We start from the raw sequence: 21230 nt of genomic DNA on the forward strand, positions 1-21230 counted from the left end.
TGAAAATGGATCATTTAAGCACGTTATATGCGACATTCGGTATATTGAGGAAGTGGTAATTTTCTTTTTGTGGTAATTTGTGGTGGTTTCACGACTTTTTTATCACCTGACAAAAGTATTTAAGTTATGTAACAAAGGGTCCTGATGACAGTTGTCATCAGTACCCTTTGTTTATGAACGTATAATTAATGTTCTTATGTCCAAATCAGTATGAGGCTATTATAATGAAAGCCTTTAACTGATATAGGATGAGTACTCTGGTATTATGGAATGCACAGTGATTTTTATCTATTTTTCAGACTTAGTATTTACTTATAGTTGTTATATTCACTTAACTATATAATACAAGAGATATTACTTCATTGAGAGTAGCTGTTGATTATGCCCAAGTTGTAATCGTTTCAACCGGGAGACGATAGGAAGGATAGCCATCTTTGGCTGCTTTGCCTATGGAGATCAACATCACGGGCTGGAACCGTTCTTTATCCAGGCCGAACGCTTCGGCGATCTGACCTTTGTCATAACCAGCCATAGGGTTCGTATCATAGCCATGAGCACGGGCAACGAGCATGAGTTGCATGGATATGAGGCCTGAGTCAATGAGGTTCATGTCACGCAATTCGGATACGTTTATGTTCGCATAATAAGGTTTTACCTGCTGCATCTGCATATCCATGATGTCTTGGGGCATGTATCCAAGTTCCACTGATTTTCTGAAGATCTCTTCCATGTATTCAACGTTGTTAGCATCGTAAAATACGGCAATGACAGCGGAAGACGTTAGTGCCTGTGTCTGGTTAAAAGAGGCCAGTGGTGCAAGTTTCTCTTTGCCTTCAGCACTGTCGATAACAAGAAAACGCCAAGGTTGCATGTTAATGGCCGAAGGGGCACGTGAAGCTTTCGCCAGTATTTCGGTCATCTCCTCGCGACTGATTTTCACTTCAGGGTCGTAGACTTTAACGGAATGGCGCTCCAAGACGATGGTATCAAAATCATTTGTTTTGTTGAATTGGCCGGTAATTGTATTCATATCGATTTCTCTCCTCATATCTATATTGGTGAGAGTGGGTATAGGTTATATCTCCATCTGTCTCACTATGAGGATTGTAAACTATAAAGTATACTTTATAGCAAGAAGAAGAAACGGGGGAAATCCATATGAAGATTAGTGAAGTAGCGAACCATGTAAACCTTCCGATATCCACGATTCGTTACTACGAGAAAATAGGTATTATCCCGGATGAACATATGCTGAGAGATCATAATAACTATCGAATATATGCGCAGAGCATTATTCAGCATCTGGAAGTGGTCAAACAATGTTTAGCTGTTGGTTTTACGATCCATGAGATCCAATCTATGATCTCTAAACATGGGTTTTCAAGTAATGATCAAGCAAGCATTATCCAAGCGAAAATATCAGAAATTGAAGAAACACAAAATAAATTAGAGAATTCCAAACAAAATCTGTACGAAATTCTTAAATCGGATATCACGTGTGAGGATGGTTTTGGTAAGTATTAAGCCGGAAGTCCCTCTTGAGGTTTTCATTCAGTACGTTCTTACATCATATCGATTCAATCGAGTACATATCGTCCTGTATACGCAGACTACCGGGCTGCCCAGTTTCAACTTTTACCTCCGTGGCAAATACACCAGGCATACGCCCGTCTGGGAACCAAGGCTTCTGTTTATCAATGACAATAAACATGCCTTCTGCATCACCCGTGGGGGAGAATTGTTTTCCGTCTCCGGCAAATGGTTCAAGTTGATAATGCTTATTCAATGTGTTCATTGTCTCAGGAACATCATCGACGGGCAGACCGATTTCACTAATACATAACAGATGCTTCACTTCAAAAGCTTCATCGACTGCGTTATCGAGTGAATGGTGAGCGATAAATTCCATCAAGTTGCCGCTTGGATCATAAAAATAGAAGGCTGTTGCATCCCAGTAGGGGAAATAAAATTCATCCTGTCCATCTTTGGAGAGCAATGGAATGTTACGGTCTTGAGCCCACCTTTTTGCATCAGCAAGTTTATTCGTTGGAATCGTAAACGCTACATGATAGTAGGGCTTCTCTTGTTCTGGCGCCTTCTTGAAAGATAGGACTGAGTTCCCCGCACGGAATGAAACGCATGTTGCATTATCCTCCACAAGATTCAATTCCAGTAGTGTACCGTAATACTCTTTTATGGCCTCGACCTGATGTGTCAATAAACCAACTTCTCTTATTTTCATTTCAAAATCCTCCTTTTAATCTCACCTTTGATTGAAATACTCGATTGTTTTCTCAATAAATGCCTTGGCCGATTGCGTCAGGTAACGGTCGGACCGATGGATGATCTCAAAGTGCCGGTATGGCGGATCGTCTGTAATTCGGATGCAACGTAGCGTAGGCTCATTCATGGCTTTGATCAGAGGATAAGGCAGCAGTGTTCCTCCGACGTTGGCTTTGACCAGGCTAATGATGGAGGTTGCAGAACTGGTCTCCATGATGGTATTTAAGGTGAATCCATATTTACGGCAATAGCCGTCAACCAATTCTCTTCCTGTGAATCCTTCGGGAAACATCACCGTTTGGATATCACGTAGCTCCTGAATTTCAATTGTGCTTCGTTCAGCCCAATCATGATTCTCGGAAACGACGAGTACATATTCTTCACTGCACAAAGGAATGCGTACAAGCCGTCTATCAGGGGCAGACGTGATCTCGATGCCGATGTCGACTTCATTTTCCAACACTTGATTTACGACATAGATCGAAGAGATAACCTTCAATTGCACCTTGGGGAATCGGGCATGAAAATCAACGAGCAGCGGAGTGATACGGTAATCCAAATCGGATGGAAGAACACCAATAATCAATCGTCCCCGCTGATCATTCCGAAATTCAGCCAACGCATCTTGGGTATTCTGTAGATGCCGGATCATCTGTACACAGTGCTCCAGAAACAGAGTGCCTGCCTGGGTCATCACAATTTTTTTGCCGACACGGTCAAACAAAGGAACACCAAGTTCATCCTCCAACCCACGTATCTGTTGACTCAACGTAGGTTGAGATATGCCAAGTTTCTCAGCTGCCCGTGTAAAATGAAGCTCCTCACACACTGTAATAAAGTTTTCCATTTGACGAATCTCCATGAATTCACCTCTAATCATTGGTTTTAATAATCATTTTAATAGAAACAATAGTATTGTTCAATCATTATAATGAATCTATACTTAATCGTGCAACACCCGAAGATCTTGTCATTAACAAATGGGATCTTTGGTGAAGGCAACGATACTACTACCATGAGGTGATCCATAATGAAACTTTTTTATATTGTATTGGCGCTTATTCTGGCTTCACTGAACTTAAGACCACCAATTACTTCCATTTCTCCTCTGATGAGTACCATACAGAATGATCTGGGTTTGAGTGGCATGACCGCCAGTCTGTTAACTACACTACCGGTATTATGTATGGGCATATTCGCTCCATTCTCTGTAAGACTAAGTAGAAGGTGGGGGAACGAAGGTGCCATTGTGCTGGCTTTAATCCTTATTGGGATAGGTACAGGATTACGATTGTTCGTAGGCGCAACTCCGTTGATGATGTTCACTTCTTTTCTGTCAGGTGTAGGGATTGCATTGGCAGGGCCGCTGTTGTCCAGCTTCATTAAGCAGTATTTCCCTAACCGAGTGGCAGCCATGGTCGGCATCTACTCTACAGCAATGGTGATGGGGGCCAGCATTAGTGTGGGATTATCGGTTCCGCTTCAGCATACGTTGGGGGGATCTTGGAGAGGTTCTTTGGCTACATGGGCATTACTCGCTGCCATTGCATTGCCGATCTGGTTAAAATTAGCTTGGTCTGCGCGTACAGAGCGACAATCCGGACAAACCTCGGCTGTCATTCATGCACCACTTCCGGTGAAGAACAGGCGTGCATGGGTGCTGACACTGTTCTTCGGACTGATGGCCGCGATCTTCTATTCATTAACCGCCTGGCTTGCGCCAGCCATTCAAAGCCATGGATATAGCCAAGAGACTGCTGGCAACATCCAAACGTTATTTACATTGATATCACTGCCCTCAACGTTATTCATTCCCATGCTTGTACACCGATACCAAAGACGTGTCTTCTGGCTTGTTGGATGTGCGATGTTGGAGTTAACAGGTGTCCTGATGCTGAATCTCTCTGTCAGTCCGTGGCTCGCGGCGATCCCTCTCGGTATTGGTGCAGGTGGACTGTTCCCGATTGCACTCATGTTGCCGATTGATGAGACAAACAATGCTCAGGAAGCTAGCAGCTGGTCGGCTATGACTCAATCTGGTGGCTACATTCTTGGAGCACTTGGGCCGCTGGCGATTGGTTGGCTCCGCGATCTAACAGGCAGCTTCGTGCAAGCATTTTATGGTTTGGCTATCATCATCGTGTTGCAGATTATCGTTCAATTGGCTATTGGCAATAAAAGAAGTTTAAAAATTAGCCAGGAGCAGAGCTAAAAGGCATGTAAAGTAAAATGGATATAGAAATATGATCTTTATACATGATCCAACAAGTCCAGGTAGTACTGCCTTAATGCTTTCTGTAAGATGACGGGCTCCATAATCTTAATCGATTTACCATAGCCTGCAAGATATCTCACTATGAAATCAAGCTCGTGAGGTTCATACGAACCGACAAGATACATGTGTCCCATCTTCTCGATGATCTGCATAGATGGAAAATGTTCTTGCTGGAATAGCTCCATCCCGGCTTCATCAATCAGGCATTTGAATGGAATTGCTTGTTCCGATGGTTTCCATAGAGATTGGGCATCCTGTGAATAGAGTTCCTTTACATGAGTTAAAGGTTCAATCTCTGTTGTTTCGGCTGAAATGATGCGGTCGCAGCGGAATACACGATAAGCTTGTTTATGCAGATCATAGGCCTGGCAATACCAATAGCCTTTCCTGGCATAGAGCGCGATGGGTTGAATGGTGCGGATATTGGTGTGTGCAGAAGATGGCCTTTGATCAGAGGATCTACGCTGATTAGCGTACGTAATCTGGATCACTATATTCTGAACAGCAGCCATCAACAGAAATTCCAAATGTGCACTATCGCGGATCTGCTCCGTATGTTGGAAGTAAACCCGGTGTTGGATGTTCTCAATATCCTGTCGTTGCTTGTCGGATAACGCGCTCATAAATTTCTCATGAATGGTACGGAAAGAGACTTGAAAGGGTAAGCTGGAGAAGCTGCGGAGAGCCTGCATCGCAACATAAAGGGCATGAAGCTCACCCGTATTAAACGAAATGGGAGGCAGTTGCATCTGTTGCAGCAGTCGATATCCGCCGTAGCGTCCATATTCGACATAGATGGGCGCACCTAACTCTTCCAATGAAGTGATATCTCTTAACGCAGTTCGTTTGGAGATCTGGAACTCCTGCATGAGATCTTGCAGAGTGAACTGTTGTTTTTGATTAATAAAGCGCAGCATCTGGTTCATACGTTCTGATTTTTTCATATCAAACCCTCTTAATGGTGCCATGGATTGGCACCTTTCGTTGTTATAGTGATAAGTGTAATCCAATAGGAACAAGGAGGCAATATAATGAATTTTGAAGTGATACCATTTTTGTCGATGAACGGGGATGCGGCGGCAGCCATTGCTTTTTATGAGGAGTTTCTGGGCGCCAAGGTGATATTCAAGAAAAGTTATAAAGAGATGAAGGAGATGAACCCGGGCTTCGAGTACCCTGCCGGTCAAGATGAGTATATTACACATTCGGTGCTGGAGATTGGGGTTAACAAAGTCATGATTGCGGAAGAAGCAATGGATACGGAGAGAGCATGGCAGCTGGGGAACAGCACGTCACTATGTATTCAATCCAAGGATAAAAATACAATCGATCAACTGTATCATTCTCTGATGCAACATGAGGGTGTGAAGGTACTGGTACCGTATGAACAAAATGAATTCAGCCCAGGATACGGCATTGTACGGGATCCATTCGGCATTGCGATTCAGCTATGTGTAACTGTGCACGATTTTTAAAATGAGTTCAGGCCCCCGGTTAAGCACTCGGTATGTAAACCTGTAACTAACTTAAAAACATCAAAAAAGAAGAGCCATGGATATCATGCGCTCTTCTTTTTTTGGTTTCTATACAAGGTTGTTCGAGCAACCGATGGTTATAGCGGACCTCTTTTCGTGTAAATCATATAGGTACGGATGTCGCTGTGTACAAGCAAGTTCAATGGATAAAGGAAAGAAGGGATAACATGATTACGAGAGGAATTGACCATATTGGAATAACTGTACCGGATATGGAGCAGGCGACACTATTTCTACAACAGGCGTTTGGAGCTCAACTTGCCTATGACCATATAACGCCGGATGATCCCCCACAGGAAGGACCCGAGGTAGAGCGTAAATTAGGACTGCGTTCAGGAGCAAAGGTTATTCATATTCGGATGTTATCGCTTGGGGAGAGCGCCAGTATAGAGCTATTTCAGTACACGAATACAGCACAATCTGAGCCAGTTAGGGCATCGGATTACGGATTGCAGCATATGGCATTGTATGTGGACGATATGCAAGAAGCTGCACGACACTTCAAAGAAGCGGGCGGGGTGTTACTAACAGAGCCTGGGGCGTTGTCCGGTCATATTGAAGGCGGGGAAGGCAATCAGTTTGTGTATGGAAGAGCACCTTGGGGGATGCTGATCGAGCTGATCTCCTACCCTGCGGGCATCCAGTATCCGAATCACAGTGAAGCGAAGCGCTGGACACCACGAAAAAAATAATAAAGATGAGACTGGATAAGAAACAGGACGACGCACGACAAATCGTTCTGTTTTTCTTGTATATAGGGGCTAAACGGTTACTAAAAAAACAGAAATTATGTTACAAATACGTTACAAATACAGAAGTGTATACTGGTTTGCCTTATGTTACGATACGTACAAGTAGATACAGAGATATTTTACGGATAAGATAAGCTATAACGTCTCTTTTCTGGATGATGAACATACTCCGAAAGTATGTTGACGGATGCCTTTTATCCAGGATATTGAAGAAACATTGAAACGAAGATTTTCTTAAAAAAATAAATGACAACAGATGATCCAAAATGCTGCAAATCGGGTATCAATAGTAGAGCCATCTAGAACCTGATGGATACATATGTTGTTATGATCGTTTTTTTGCTAGTTAAAGCTGTCTATTATGGAATGAACTGTGGGGGTTATCATGTGTCTATATTAGATATGGAAAAGAAAGATGTTGTCACCGATGCAATGGTCATCAAGGCGATGGAGAAAAGTCTTGCTATCATTCGATTTGATCTGGATCGCCGGGTAACCTACGTGAATGAAGTCTTTGCCCAGACGATGGGATATACGGTAGATGAGATGTACGGCATGAAACATCAGCAACTATGCTTCGGTCAATTTGCAAATACCCCGGACTATGATGCTTTTTGGAATAGCATATTTAATGGTGTCAGCTTCCAGGACAAGGTTGAACGCAAGGATGCAAAGGGGAATTCCGTATGGCTTGAGGCGACATATATGCCGGTGTACGATGAGACGAATCAGAAGATACTGGGTGTCTCCAAAATCGCCACCAACATTACCAACCGTCAGAACAACATTTCGGTCGTAGTGAATGAGCTGAAAACGATGTCTCATGAACTAAATGGGCAGGCAGATGTAGGCATTGAACGCAGTCAGGAATTGATGTCAAGTATCTCCTATATTTCTGAGGTGTCCACTTCTAACCGTGCAACGTTGACTCATTTGCAGGAACAAGCCGGATCGATTCAGGGGGTGGTACGAACGATACGCGAGATTTCGTCTCAGACGCAACTGCTCGCGTTGAATGCTGCCATTGAGGCTGCACATGCAGGAGAATACGGACGAGGATTCGATATCGTGGCCAAGGAAGTTAAGAAACTATCCGCAATGGTGGAGAGTTCGATTAATGAGATTCGAGATAGCGTGACTGGAATAACCAAGGAAATTGGTAATATTACAGGCGGTACCAAAAAAGTAGAAGAATATGTGGAGCAGAGCCAGAAGCAGATTGAGATCGCATTGAATGATTTTACAGCAATTGCTGCTTCAGCTCACTTGTTGGATGCCAAAGCGGAGCATGTAACAAGAATCGTATAACAATATATAGTAATAGCGGTTCCTTACACAGGAACCGTTTTTTTTGTCGTTCAGTACACAAAAAACGGGAATTATTGTGATCAAACGGGGACACAATACTTGGGAATACCTGCAGCTTCATCATGCAGAGAAATGTTGGGGTGGGAACATGTGGTCAAAAATTGTATCCTACGTACCGGATTGGACTATATGGATTCAGGCATTTTTGGTCCTTATCGTACCAATCGGCATTACAGTAACCATGCGGTGGATCAATGCCGCCATTAAGCGTGGAACCTTCTCTCGTTCCAAAAAAACCTCCATATCCTCGAAAGATATTTCTCCTGCTACCGCGGGTCAGGGACAGGGAACCGAAACGGGCCACTATGCCAATATTAAAATAACCGGCAAGTACAATACGGATCTGATTAGCGTAAGAGAAAGCTTTGGTCAAAATGCTGATGTGCATATTCGGGAGTTTACCATTAGAGGTACCAATACACGGGCAGCTGTCATATATACCGAAGGCCTGGTAGATCAAGACTTAATCGATGATCACCTGATTTCACCGCTAATGTTGGAAGGCGTTCCAGAGCTTAAGCGGGAGGGTTTCCTCCATCCGGATAATGCGCATTTACTGTCGGCCTACCTACAAAATCAATTACTACCTGTCAGTCTGGTTGAGGAGACCAAGTCCCTCCAAGAGGTCGCAGTTGGCGTGCTTTTTGGCAAAAATGCACTGTTGGTCGATGGATTGCCGGGGGCGCTGTTAATTGGAGCTCATAAGATCAAAACACGTGGTGTGAATGAACCGGTGTCAGAGGGGTTGCTCCGTGGCCCCCGAATTGGTTTTACAGAACAGTTAAGTGATAACACAGGTATTTTACGTCGGTATGGTAGTGATCAGAGCCTCTTTATTCAGAAGTATGAAGTAGGTTCACGGATCAAAAAAGATTTGGCTGTTGCCTATATTCAGGATATTGCTGATCCTAATCTCGTGGCGGAAGTCGGAAAGCGAATTGAAGCGATGGATATGGATTCCATGTTGGAATCCGGGTATGTTGAACAGCTCATCGAAGACAATACGCTCAGTCCGTTTCAACAAGTGTTGAATACAGAAAGGCCAGACCGGGTGATGGGTGCTTTGCTGGAAGGGCGAGTGGCTATTTTATTGGATGGGACGCCATTTGTCTTAATTGTGCCAGTGACTTTCAGCATGTTGCTCCAATCTCCCGAGGATTACTATGAACGATGGATTCCTGGAACATTCCTGCGAATGCTGCGCTTTATGTCCGCCATGCTGGCCTTGCTAGCTCCTGCGCTCTATATCTCGTTTATCTCGTTCCATCCGGGACTTATCCCAACCAAGCTGGTATTGACGATCATTGAAACGCGGACGGGAGTGCCGTTTCCTTCAATTATCGAAGTACTGATCATGGAACTTTCAATTGAGATTCTGAGGGAAGCCGGGATTCGTCTACCTAAGCCGATTGCACCAGCGATGGGTATCGTTGGAGGTCTGATTATCGGCCAGGCTGCTGTACAGGCCGGGATTATCAGCCAATTCCTGGTCATCGTTGTTGCAGTTACCGCCATATCCTCCTTTACGATCCCTGTCTATAGTGCCGGCATCACACTGCGAATTCTGCGATTTGCTGCCATGTTTAGCGCGGCTGTACTCGGATTGTTTGGCGTGGTTATGTTCTTTCTCCTTATATGTACCCATCTTGCGAGACTCTCGAGCTTTGGCGTACCTTATGTTGCACCGGCCGTTCCTTATCACTTTGGGGAATGGAAGGATTTCTTTATCCGTGCTCCGCTAAATATGATGAGGAAGCGTCCCGAGATGTCTAGTCCAATAGATAAAGACCGAAAAAAATAAATGAAGTAAATCACGAGGTATGAGGTGGGATGAAGTGAACGGTTCCGAAGGAAATATTAGCACAAGGCAGGCCGTCGTAGTTATTGTTAATTACATGCTTGGCGCTGGGATCCTGACACTCCCTCGAACGACGAGTAAAGCTGTCGGAACGCCAGATGTCTGGATATCCATCATTCTGTCTGGACTGATTATTACGGGTGTCGGAATTATTCTGGTTACCCTGTGTCGCAGATTTCCGGAGAAAACAGTGTTCCAGTTCACTCGTGAAATTACGGGGAGCTGGATTGCTTACATATTGGGATTGTCTATGATTATGTATTTTATGGTGATTGCCGCATTCGAAATCAGGGTCATGGCTGATGTGACAGGAACGTACTTGCTTGAGCGAACACCAACATGGGCCATTGTGATGGTCTTTATGTGGATTGGCATATATTTGATCTCTGGCGGACTTGCTGTCATTGTGCGCGTATTTGAGATCATTTTGCCGATTACACTGATTATATTTGTGATTGAAATCTTGCTTAGTAATCAGTTATTTGAGATCGGCAATCTGAGACCCGTACTCGGAGAGGGTATCATGCCAGTCCTCAAAGGTTTGAAACCTTCGCTGCTGGCTTACACGGGGTACGAAGTCATGTTTGTCATGACTGCTTATATGAAAAACCCTAAAAAGAGCAATGTAGCCATGAGCTGGGGCATCATCATATCGACTCTGATTTATCTGATTACTGTTGTGATGGTTGTAGGCAGTCTGTCACTCGACGGCATCAAAACACGCACTTGGCCCACGCTGGATCTCGTAAGAAGCTTCGAGATTCAAGGTTTGATCTTTGAACGGTTTGAATCCTTGCTACTGGTCATCTGGATTATGCAGATATTCTCCAGCTTCACGATCACACACTATTGTGCTTCGGTAGGGATTCGGGATTTGTTTCGTACGAAGAAGATCAAGGTCATTATGTACGCCCTTCTGCCATTGATATATCTAACGGCATTGATGCCGAAAACCGTGGACGAAACCTTTGCACTGGGTGATATGTTGGGCAACTCATCCGTGATTTTATTTGCCACTTTACCTTTGTTGCTGCTGATTACAAGTCTGATTCGCAAAAAAGGAGGCAAACATGCATGATTCGTTTTTTTATGCTTTTACGTGTAGCCTTTGCTTTGTCGGTCCTTCTGTTAATATCCGGATGCTGGAGCAGTAGGGAGATCGAGGAACTAAGTGTCTATGTTGGTCTCGGGATCGATATCGCTAAAGAAACAGAATTTGAGAAGGACATCGCTGCTCAGGGAGGAACGTATCCAAAGAATAATTATATAACGGCTACCGTGCAGATTGCTCCGGGCAGTTCCAACAGTAAACAGAGCGGACAATCCGGTTCACCTGCTTCTGGAAAGACGTCCTATTCCAATGAACAGCTTACTGGAGATTCCTTGCTGCAAATCTTTCGTCAGTTTGCACTAAGGCGAGATCGTCCACTTATCGGACATCATCTGAAGGTTATCGTTGTCTCCAAGGATATTGCCAAAAAGTATGGTCTGGACCAGCTGCTTGATTTTGTACTTCGGGATAACGATATTCGTCCAAATTGTCTGGTACTGATAAGTCATCATCGTGCCGTGGATGTCCTGACTTCAGATGATCCCTCCCGGATTCCAGCATTTTATCTAACAGGTATTACCGGTAATTCGTACTTGTCCAACAAAATCCTGGATCCCGTTTTGCTCTCCAAATTAGATGCCCAAATGCAATCTGGTTCCAGTTTCTTGCTCCAGAATGTACTGTACTCCAATGGAGAGGGCAAGTTCTCAGGTGGCAGCATATTCGATGGAAAAACAACTAAGTTTATTGGAGAACTAAGTCAAACGGATCTGGAAGGTTTATCGTGGATCAAGCCTAAAGAAAAAGGAGGCGTCTTGAAGACTTACAACAAAGCGGGATTCACCGTTGTATACGAAATGAAGAAGAAGAAAACAAAAGTAATTCCCAAGGTGGTTGGTAATGACATTTCATTCCATGTAAAGGTCGAATCCGAAGGCTGGTTGATGGAAGATTGGCGTTCTCCCGAAAGAGAGGAAAAAGGGGATTATCTTAGAGAACTAGAAAAAGAATTTTCTGAACTGGCCGAACAACAGATTCGACAGGTGTTATACAAACTTCAGCATACCTATAAAGTAGATGTTGCGGATTTTCGGGATAGCTTGCGTATCAAAGAACCCAAAACATGGAAGAAAGTCAAAGATGACTGGGACAACATTTTTAGTACCGTGCCAATCACGTACGATGTGAAGATGACCATTACCAATCCGGGATCTTCCACCGAATAGCGAGGTGTGTCATTTATGATTTAAATGTTGACACATTCATGATAGATCGCTATATTAGTAAAAAATCATTTTCTTATCCAGAGAGGTGGAGGGACTGGCCCTTAGAAACCTCAGCAACAGATCTGAAGGATACTGTGCTAATTCCAGCGGGTGAAAGCCTGATAGATAGGAGCGTTTGTTTTTATTTGTCAGTAACGGCGCACTCTTTAGGCAGAGTGGGTCTTTTTTGTTTTTTCTGGATGAAGAAGTAGGGGAGCAGCAGGTATGGAGAACAACAACGACAAAGGGCATTTCCAGCGGAAAATGCAGGCACGGCATGTGGTCATGCTCTCTCTCGGAGGAGTCATTGGAACGGGATTATTCCTCAGTTCAGGTTACACCATTCAGCAAGCGGGACCACTGGGAACCATTCTGTCCTATCTGATCGGAGCCATTGTTGTATATCTGGTGATGCTCTGTCTTGGTGAACTGTCTGTTCATATGCCAGAGACGGGAGCATTTCATAGTTATGCAGCCAAATATATCGGACCGGCAACAGGCTACACGGTGGCTTGGTTATACTGGTTAACCTGGACTGTTGCGCTTGGCTCCGAATTCACAGCCGCCGGATTGCTGATGCAGCGCTGGTTCCCATCGGTGAACGTATGGATATGGAGCGCCCTCTTTGCACTGATGATCTTTCTGTTTAATGCATTAACGGTGAAATTATTTGCGGAATCCGAGTTCTGGTTCTCATCTGTAAAAGTAGTTACTATCGTAATCTTCATTATCATCGGTGGCGCAGCCATGTTTGGTATCATTCCCATGGCGGATTCGGAACCGGCTCCATTTCTATCGAATATTACCGCATCCGGGTGGTTCCCTCATGGGGCTACAGCGATATTGATGACCATGCTTGCTGTAAACTTTGCCTTCTCAGGCACCGAGTTAATCGGCATTGCCGCCGGTGAGACGGAGAACCCGGAAAAGACGATACCGAAGGCTATTCATACAACGCTGTGGCGTTTGGTTATTTTCTTCATCGGAACGATTATTATCTTGTCGGCCTTGCTGCCCATGTCGGATGCCAGTGTACTGGAAAGTCCGTTTGTAGCGGTAATGGAACGGGTGGGTGTACCCTATGCAGCAGACATTATGAACTTTGTTATTCTGACGGCGATTCTCTCTGCTGCCAATTCAGGCCTATATGCATCTTCACGTATGCTCTGGTCTCTGGCTGACAAAAGAACGATCTCTCCGTGGTTTGCCAAATTGACCAAAAGCGGGGTGCCGCTGAATGCACTTCTGATTAGTATGGTGGGTGGTGCGTTGGCATTGCTGTCCAGTATTATTGCGCCAGGTACGGTGTATATTACGCTGGTTTCCATTTCGGGTCTGGCTGTCGTTGCGGTATGGATGAGTATCAGTGCTTCCCAATACATGTTCCGCAGACAATATATCCGGGAAGGACATGCGGTCAAAGATCTGGTCTACCGCACACCATTCTATCCGGTGGTACCGATTGTTTCATTTATATTATGCCTGGCTTCATGCATAGGTATTGCCTTTGACCCGACACAGCGAATTGCGCTGTATTGTGGGGTTCCGTTTATCGCAGTATGTTACGCTGCTTATTATCTGACAGAACGTGTGAATAAGAAAAGAGGACAAGTACATGACGCAAGCACAACAGACTAACTCCATAGAACAGATCCTGCGTGAACATCCGGTCATGATTCTGGATGGAGCGCTGGCAACGGAACTCGAACAGCATGGATGTAATCTGGATGATCCGCTCTGGTCGGCTCGTGTGTTGCTTGAGAATCCGGATGTTATCGTTCAGGTCCATGCAGATTATTTTCGAGCAGGAGCCGATTGTGCGATTACATCCAGTTATCAGGCGACGGTGGATGGCTTCAGCAAGAGAGGGATTGATGAACAGGCAGCATTGGAGCTGATCCGCAAGACGGTGGAGTTGGCTGCAAAGGCGAGAGATGACGTGTGGACAGAAGTGCAGAGTGATTTAGTAGGGAGAGAAAGCTCGACAGGTCAGCTTGTAGGAGCTCCTTCGGTACTTTCCCAGAACGTGGAGAACGAGGAGAATATAACAGATCGTACAGTAGATCGCGAAGGAGATCGTCTTCGTCCACGTCCAATTATTGCCGGGTCCGTTGGACCGTATGGCGCCTATCTGGCGGATGGTTCAGAGTATGTGGGACATTACGGCGTGTCGGATGAGACGCTTGTCGCATTTCATCGTCCGCGTATGGTGGCGCTACTTGAAGCGGGTGCAGATATTCTGGCGTTTGAGACGATTCCTTCCTTGCAGGAAGCACAGGTGCTGGTTGATTTACTGAAGGAGTTTCCTCATGCGTATGCCTGGTTATCTTTTTCTTTAAAAGACGGGACAAGCATCAGCGAGGGCACACCGCTTGAGGTATGTGCACAGAAGTTTGGCTCCGATCCGCAGATTGCGGCGATTGGCCTGAACTGTGCTCCCATGGAAGTGGTGACGGAAGCAGTGGGTATTTTGAGCCGTACCAGCGATAAACCTGTTATTGTGTATCCGAACTCGGGAGAAGTATACGATGCGGCAACGAAGACGTGGAGCGGACAGGGTACATGTGGCAGCATGAGTGATGCTTCGGAACAGTGGGTTGCTGCGGGCGCGCAAATTATTGGCGGCTGCTGCCGTACTACGCCACATCAGATTGGTGCACTTGCGAAGAAATGGCGGAAATAAAAGACTTGATGTAGGGTTGTACCCGCTAGAGATACAACTAAATATGAAGAAGCCCTCACGATCCATTAACTGGATTGATGAGGGCTTTTTTTAGTGTGATTTAGCGTTAACATCAACATGATGATATTCCTCTTCTGATGCTTCTGATTATGCTATTTAATTAACTGAGTGCTAACTAAGGTACGACCTTCGTCGCTTAGGATGTACAGACCCGTTGTGTTATTGAGAAATAGACGTTCATCATTAAGATCAAATTCGTCATTTTTGTAGGTGTACAAAACGTTCAGGTTGCTTGTGTCCATAATAATTAGTTCTAGTTCATCTTCGTCATTCTTTTCAGATTTAAACATCAAACTTGTGCCATCCAAAGCCATATTGGGATATGATACTGGCAGATATGCCTTCTCAGCAATTAATTTACCTGAAGATGAATATAGCTTGATTCGCTTATTTTTATAATCCACAAATACAAACCGATCTTTCAATGCAAAAAGCTCTGTTGAATATTCCTTATAAGGAAGTTGTTTTGTCCACTTTAGCTGCCCCGTGCTGTTATAGCCTTTAAGCGTTATTGTTTTTTTGTAGATATTATAATATAGTAGTGTGCCGTCAGATAGACTCTTAATCCCATTGTAACCTTTACCACCAGTGATCGTTTTAATTTTTTTTCCGGTTGTCAGGCTAATCAAGTATAAATCGGGATGATTGCCAAACTTACTGCCGACAATCACATCACCATGAATCTGTTGCATAAAATATGGAACCTTGAACTTTCGACTTAAATTTCCATTAGCATCGTAATAGTAGAGTGTACTGCTTTTTAAATCATCAGAGTCTGCAATCACATACAAACTTCCATTTTCGCCTGGACTGCCTGACTCAGCCGAGTATAGTCTCCAATCTTCTGGCGGTCCGGGCAGAGAAGCTGTCCAACGGATCTGGCCCGTAGCTATATGCTTGGCACTGACTTGATTATCGTGGAAAATAAACATATATCCATCATCGGATAGCGTGTACTCGTTGTCCGTTGGAATCGACCAAAGTAGCTCCCCTGTTTTGGCATCCACACTGTCGATATAATAATCATTATTCTTGCCTGCTTTAGTTACGAGCAGACTTTCATTCCCCATGGCGTCCGTAACACTCTTTATTGAATATGAGCTTGTTGCACTCTGTCCGTCGTTGGTAATATCATACCCCCATTGGAATTGCAGCAGATCTTTAGCCAGAGCTGGCTCGGATGGGATCGCAAGAAAGATGAATAGGCTGGCTATAAGCCAATAGTTGATTCGCTTTAAACTCATGATTGGTAGACTCCTTATGTAATGTTCTCTGGATTATGGAAGTAACTGATACTTTCTTATCGTCTGCCCGTCAGGAGGCAGGAAAAATATTTCATTTTGCTTATTAAGGAACAATTCATCTCGATTAAACCTTACAGCGTTCCAATCGTTCTGTGACAGCCGATAGAGCTCTCTCAGATTATTTGAATCTCTAATCACGAGTTCTATTCCCTGTTCGGTGTATTGAATATACATAAAACTCTGTAAATCGATTTCCATTTTTAGATGACTATTTGGCTCACCTTGCATGTAGAAGGGCTTTTCATTAACTCCTGTAATGAATTTTCCATCCGAATTCATAAGCATGATATTGCCTGCGGTTTGTTCCAGATACAGCACACGATCATGGATGATAAATATCTCGGGAGGCCCCTTTTTAAAAGAAAAATCATACTTCCATTTCAAAGCTCCCGTAGGCGAGTACGCCCTCAACTCAAGTTCACGGTTATTGATAAACTTTCGGGTTATTAGGGTTCCATCGTCCGTAACCCTATTCCCGTAGGGCAAGGTTGTTTCATTGGTCAGCACCGTTAACTTCTTACCTGTAGAAAGATCAAAAACGTGAGTATACGGACTTTTGTTGCCCGGTTGACCTAAAATAAAATTGCCTTCTATTGTGTAGTATTGCATGTAGGGGAGAATGAACTTTTTGCTTCGGTTTCCCTTTTCATCATAATAATAAAGAGTTACATATTTGTTTTTGTGATAAGTGAAAGAATAAGCTGTTCCGTTTTTGGTGAAATCTGAAGACTGACCTTCACGAAAGTAAGGGTTTATAGCGGACCATATCGGTTTACCGGTTGTCAGATCCGAGACCTTTCATAGTCATCAGTCTCAGCGGGTTTGAAAGTATACATGTAACCATCCCTAGTTAACCCATAATCAGATTCTGGCTTGGACCATCGGATGTCCCCGGTTTCACCACTAATGTTCACCACATATATGAGGTCTTCATTCACAACCTTTCTCACCAGAATGTTTAGGTTGCCGGACGAATCCAGTCTGAAGTAATGCGGAGTAAATCCATCCCCCCATTGGCCAGAATCGACCTGCTTGACCCATTCAAGCTGTGGCACGGTCTTGGCTTTAGCCGACGCTGAGGGTTTGTCTACTGACGACAATCCTAGACTCAGGATGCTGATCAACAAACAAAATCGAATACAAAACCATTTCAAAATAAACAGCTCCTTAAGAAAGATCCAGGTCAAACTTAATCTGGACCTACCGTTTCATTTTTAATATCCTGCACCAATCGTATGATCTCCGCAACACCCAGTAACAATAGACCTGCTACAATGCCGTTCATCATAACTGGAAGAGTCAAAGACCATTGAAAGCCATTGAACTCATTTTGCCCAACGAGGATACCGGCAATAATGGATAGAATGATGCTAATCCAAGCTATCCACTTCAACAATTTACTCGTTTTATTTTTGTTGTACAAAGAAATTAACTCCTTTACCATAGTATGCCATTAAGTCTATCATATCTATCATTGCTAGGTATATAGGACTATTTTTGTGTCGGATTTAGAGTTTTGTTGAATTTTATTGTCATGTGTTTAAGGGGCTGTCTTCTACATGTTATTCAATAACAAGAATGCGCGGCGATGCCTGACGAATCACCTTGGATGATCTCCATGAGCCAAAAGCTGCTGCAAGGGTACTCAGACAAGAGAATAGTATAATCCCCCACCAATTCAGAACCAACGGGATTTGTACGATACCGTATCCCGAGAGTACCTTTTCAAGCAACAACGGAAGAAGGTACACGCCAGCAATAACGCCAAACATCGAACCGATCAGGGATAACAATACAACTCCCAGTGTAATAGAGGACCGGATACTGCCGGATGTCATACCAATCGATTTGTAGATGCCGTACGTCTTGTTTTCTTTGCGAATGCTGATCCGGCAGGTACTGAAGATGATCATAAACGTAACTATGATGAATAGAAGACCGATCAGGGCCATGGGATATATGAGAATGTTTGCTGCTTCTGTATAAACGGAATCCAGCAGCGTTTTTTGCGTGACAATGGATGCAGAGTATTTGAACTGCTCATTTAACTGGGCTGCAATTGCCCCTGCTTGTGAAGGATCGATGGCATTAATAAATGCAACATCTATATCACTGTAACTCGGATTTACACTTCGGACCGCTTGAACGGTGATTCTCCCGGATAGCGACATGTTGGAGATCGCTTGATAGATACCCGAGATGATGAACGTACGCTTTTCTCCCTCAATGTAGATATCGATAAGGTCTCCCAGATCCTTGTTTAAAATCTTGGCAGCACTGACCCCGATTGAAATCTCATTTTCTCGTTCAGGGTTATTTCCTCTCAACGTCTCGAAGCCGAAATCCTCATAGCTTCCATCTAATACGCCTAGATAAAGGCTAATAGACTGACTGGCTGTATTGCGCGAGGAAACATCTAAGGGAATAACTCCGGTAATGTTTCCTTGCCAACCTACATTGTGGATGCGGGGATCTTCTTCTAGCACGTTTTGCAGCTCTGCTCTGGGAAACGTTGTTTTGTTCACCACTACAGCAGCAATGTTTGCATTGTCATAACCCCATTTAGCGGCAGTCTGATCGATTCCGGTAATGCTGGTCAGCACAACATATCCGAAGACAAGCACCGAAGCAGCTACGGACGTCAGTAATATTATTAAAATAGAGCTTTTGCTGTTTCTGATCAGACTGCGCAGGCCGATTACAAAAGAGATAGGCAGTCGACCAAACGAGGCCACATTTGCGAGGGGTGAATTCATTCGCTTTGCCATGGCTACGTTCTCATCCTCTGACATACCGTAGCGAATGGCCTGAACAGGCTCGATCATACGGGCTTTTTTGGCATAAAATATAACAAATACAATCACAAGGATGAATAACAGCATACCTACAAGTATAGCTGCTCCAACGCCCTCAACCGGAAGATCACTATTGCCTGTTCGCAGGGACGATACGGAGATGTTGATGATGAATTTAGACACCAACACACTCAGCGCAAACCCGGGAAGAACAGCGATGATGGACAGCAGGGAATATTGAATGACATAGGTGCCGATCGTTGCACGGGAAGTGAGTCCCAGCGACTTGAGGATACCTATCGTTTTGTAGTTAGCCAGAATAGCATCAGAGATGGTGAAGCCAATGGTGATGAGTGCAATCATCATCATGACAACTCCTAGGAAAATCATGATAAAACCGACGATCTGGTTAATAATCAGATAAAAGGATGAAATACTTTCGAATTCCATTTTGGTTTCCAGAAACGGAGCACCCGCCTCGTTTGTATAACGGTTCCAGTAACTGGAACTCATACTGTAATCGTCAAAATGGATGCCCATCATGTAATGCTCTTTTCTTGCAAGCGTACTAAAATCATGTTGGTAATCCGTACTGTTCATCCAGATTCTTGCCGTATTGGTGAACGGTGCGCCATAAGGAACATCAACAACAACAGCTGATACAGCGAGGTCAAGCGTGGTTGAGCCGGTTTTGAATTGAATGGTATCGCCAACAACAATGTTATGGCTATTCGCCAGGGACGTAGGAATCCATACGCTACCTTGTGCAGGAGATGAGCTTTCTTTTCCGGCAGCAAATACGAGTTTATCTACATCCCAAGGAGGCGGCGGGGTGTTCATCATATAGAGGTAAATGTTAGGAATATCCGTGCCGTCAAAAGTGATGCCTGATAAAGTTTGGTAAGCAAGTAAAGTCGAGATCTGAACACCATTCTGGGCGGCCCACCAGTCATGTACCGTTTGGGGATCATTCAGCCCTTTGTCGAACGTCAAGATCTGATGTGACCCGTTGGTTCGGCTGTGCATCTCATTGAACTGGTTGCCCGTATTAGCCAAGATGATGATGGAAGTACACACCAGAAGTGTGGACAACAAAATAAGCAGGGTAATAAACAGGTTTTGAACTTTATTTTTACCCAGATACGACAAGCTAAGTTTAGACATGACCGCCATCGTTATTCCTTCCCCGTAACCAAAGCGAAGATAATCGCTTCACGATCCTGAATTTGATGTTCGTCATAGGTGTTGAACTCAAGGATTCCGCCAATCTTGCCGTCCAAAATGTAGATCAGGCGATCTGCCCGACAGGCGGCTTTGATATCATGCGTCACCATAACAACGGACTGTCCTTTCCGGTTGAGATCCGTAAGGATATCGAGAACAGCTGTGCCGTGTTCCATATTTAAGCTTCCGGTCGGTTCATCCGCAAAAATGATATCTGGTGAATTGATCAAAGCCCGTGCAATGGCAGCTCGCTGTTGCTGTCCTCCGGAAGTTTGGGAGGGGAGGCGGTCACGCTGTCCATCAATATCCATGGCATTCATCAGCTCAGCAGCGCGGGATTGGATGTCCTTCGTTTTGTTTCCAGCAATATATCCCGGTAAAGCAATGTTCTCTTTGATGGAAAGGTCCGGGACCAGATTGATACTCTGATAGATATAACCGATCCGGCGGGTGCGGAAGTCGGACATTTGGCGTTCACTGTAAGCGTCAATCCGCTGGTCGCGAAAATAGACCTCACCTGCTGTAATCTGATCCAGTCCGCTTAGCAGATATAAGAGGGTTGATTTGCCAGAGCCAGAGTTACCCATGATGACCGTGAATTCTCCTTCATAGATGTCGAGATCAACATTACGGATGGCATGATATTGTTCACCTCCGCTGTTGTACGTTTTGCACAGATTCTGTGCACGGATAATCACTTTTTTGGACAAGTCGAATCACTCCCGAGTGCAGTATAGGATTCATTCTAGAGGAGGGATGTTGAGGAAGCCTTATCAA

General features: G+C 44.3%; 20 protein-coding genes and 1 riboswitch. Of the genes, 10 read left to right on the forward strand and 10 right to left on the reverse strand.

Annotated elements, in window-relative coordinates; genetic code table 11:
* Positions 1-379: 379 nt before the first annotated feature.
* Positions 380-1030, reverse strand: coding sequence for a nitroreductase family protein (locus QF041_RS24595; protein ID WP_307415983.1), 651 nt, complete (start codon positions 1028-1030; stop codon positions 380-382).
* A gap of 128 nt (positions 1031-1158) precedes the next feature.
* On the opposite strand from QF041_RS24595, the gene QF041_RS24600 reads away from it, so the two are divergent.
* Positions 1159-1524, forward strand: a complete 366-nt coding sequence (locus tag QF041_RS24600; protein ID WP_167483811.1) for a MerR family transcriptional regulator — start codon at positions 1159-1161, stop codon at positions 1522-1524.
* Positions 1525-1567: 43 nt separating this feature from the next.
* On the opposite strand, the gene QF041_RS24605 is transcribed toward QF041_RS24600, so the two are convergent.
* Both QF041_RS24605 and QF041_RS24610 read right to left on the reverse strand, forming a co-directional pair.
* Positions 1568-2242: a VOC family protein gene (locus QF041_RS24605; protein ID WP_307415984.1), complete on the reverse strand. Its 675-nt coding sequence runs from the start codon at positions 2240-2242 to the stop codon at positions 1568-1570.
* A gap of 21 nt (positions 2243-2263) precedes the next feature.
* Positions 2264-3145 carry a LysR family transcriptional regulator gene (locus QF041_RS24610; protein WP_307415985.1) on the reverse strand — a complete coding sequence of 294 codons (882 nt, stop codon included), beginning with the start codon at positions 3143-3145 and terminating at the stop codon, positions 2264-2266.
* A gap of 168 nt (positions 3146-3313) precedes the next feature.
* Between QF041_RS24610 and QF041_RS24615 the strand changes: the two genes are divergently transcribed.
* Positions 3314-4495 carry an MFS transporter gene (locus tag QF041_RS24615; RefSeq protein WP_307415986.1) on the forward strand — a complete coding sequence of 394 codons (1182 nt, stop codon included), beginning with the start codon at positions 3314-3316 and terminating at the stop codon, positions 4493-4495.
* A gap of 38 nt (positions 4496-4533) precedes the next feature.
* Here the strand turns inward: QF041_RS24615 and QF041_RS24620 are convergent, their stop codons facing one another.
* Positions 4534-5502: a helix-turn-helix transcriptional regulator gene (locus tag QF041_RS24620; protein WP_307415987.1), complete on the reverse strand. Its 969-nt coding sequence runs from the start codon at positions 5500-5502 to the stop codon at positions 4534-4536.
* 87 nt (positions 5503-5589) lie between these two features.
* Here QF041_RS24620 and QF041_RS24625 point away from each other — a divergent pair, with 87 nt between their 5' ends.
* The 8 genes from QF041_RS24625 to mmuM all read left to right on the forward strand — a co-directional run bounded on the left by QF041_RS24625 (position 5590) and on the right by mmuM (position 15070).
* Complete coding sequence (locus QF041_RS24625; RefSeq protein ID WP_307415988.1) at positions 5590-6033, forward strand: VOC family protein; 444 nt, start codon at positions 5590-5592, stop codon at positions 6031-6033.
* A 227-nt stretch (positions 6034-6260) separates the two neighbouring features.
* On the forward strand, positions 6261-6785 hold the full coding sequence (locus QF041_RS24630; RefSeq protein WP_307415989.1) for a VOC family protein: 525 nt from the start codon (positions 6261-6263) through the stop codon (positions 6783-6785).
* Positions 6786-7232: 447 nt separating this feature from the next.
* Positions 7233-8153, forward strand: a complete 921-nt coding sequence (locus QF041_RS24635; RefSeq protein WP_307415990.1) for a methyl-accepting chemotaxis protein — start codon at positions 7233-7235, stop codon at positions 8151-8153.
* A gap of 148 nt (positions 8154-8301) precedes the next feature.
* A complete protein-coding gene (locus tag QF041_RS24640) occupies positions 8302-10014 on the forward strand; it encodes a spore germination protein (RefSeq protein ID WP_307415991.1) in 1713 nt (570 codons plus the stop codon).
* Positions 10015-10048: 34 nt separating this feature from the next.
* The gene (locus QF041_RS24645) at positions 10049-11149 is read left to right on the forward strand and encodes a GerAB/ArcD/ProY family transporter (protein WP_307415992.1); all 1101 of its coding nucleotides are present in this window, start codon (positions 10049-10051) and stop codon (positions 11147-11149) included.
* A complete protein-coding gene (locus tag QF041_RS24650) occupies positions 11146-12348 on the forward strand; it encodes a Ger(x)C family spore germination protein (RefSeq protein ID WP_307415993.1) in 1203 nt (400 codons plus the stop codon). The genes QF041_RS24645 and QF041_RS24650 overlap by 4 nt, the downstream gene beginning before the upstream one ends.
* Positions 12349-12418: 70 nt before the next feature.
* Positions 12419-12520, forward strand: a riboswitch (SAM riboswitch).
* A 92-nt stretch (positions 12521-12612) separates the two neighbouring features.
* On the forward strand, positions 12613-14025 hold the full coding sequence (mmuP, locus tag QF041_RS24655) for an S-methylmethionine permease (protein ID WP_307415994.1): 1413 nt from the start codon (positions 12613-12615) through the stop codon (positions 14023-14025).
* Positions 14003-15070, forward strand: coding sequence for a homocysteine S-methyltransferase (gene mmuM, locus QF041_RS24660; protein WP_307415995.1), 1068 nt, complete (start codon positions 14003-14005; stop codon positions 15068-15070). The genes mmuP and mmuM overlap by 23 nt, the downstream gene beginning before the upstream one ends.
* A 152-nt stretch (positions 15071-15222) precedes the next feature.
* Here the strand turns inward: mmuM and QF041_RS24665 are convergent, their stop codons facing one another.
* The 6 genes from QF041_RS24665 to QF041_RS24690 all read right to left on the reverse strand — a co-directional run bounded on the left by QF041_RS24665 (position 15223) and on the right by QF041_RS24690 (position 21163).
* Positions 15223-16374 carry an outer membrane protein assembly factor BamB family protein gene (locus tag QF041_RS24665; protein WP_307415996.1) on the reverse strand — a complete coding sequence of 384 codons (1152 nt, stop codon included), beginning with the start codon at positions 16372-16374 and terminating at the stop codon, positions 15223-15225.
* Positions 16375-16407: 33 nt separating this feature from the next.
* The gene (locus QF041_RS24670; RefSeq protein WP_307415997.1) at positions 16408-16941 is read right to left on the reverse strand and encodes a hypothetical protein; all 534 of its coding nucleotides are present in this window, start codon (positions 16939-16941) and stop codon (positions 16408-16410) included.
* Positions 16942-17216: 275 nt separating this feature from the next.
* On the reverse strand, positions 17217-17588 hold the full coding sequence (locus QF041_RS24675) for a hypothetical protein (protein WP_307415998.1): 372 nt from the start codon (positions 17586-17588) through the stop codon (positions 17217-17219).
* A gap of 35 nt (positions 17589-17623) precedes the next feature.
* On the reverse strand, positions 17624-17857 hold the full coding sequence (locus tag QF041_RS24680; RefSeq protein WP_307416000.1) for a hypothetical protein: 234 nt from the start codon (positions 17855-17857) through the stop codon (positions 17624-17626).
* A 139-nt stretch (positions 17858-17996) separates the two neighbouring features.
* Positions 17997-20402, reverse strand: a complete 2406-nt coding sequence (locus QF041_RS24685; RefSeq protein ID WP_307416002.1) for an ABC transporter permease — start codon at positions 20400-20402, stop codon at positions 17997-17999.
* Between the two features lie 2 nt (positions 20403-20404).
* Positions 20405-21163, reverse strand: a complete 759-nt coding sequence (locus QF041_RS24690; RefSeq protein ID WP_307416003.1) for an ABC transporter ATP-binding protein — start codon at positions 21161-21163, stop codon at positions 20405-20407.
* Positions 21164-21230: the final 67 nt, after the last annotated feature.

The organism is Paenibacillus sp. W2I17 (assembly GCF_030815985.1).
GTDB lineage: Bacteria > Bacillota > Bacilli > Paenibacillales > Paenibacillaceae > Paenibacillus.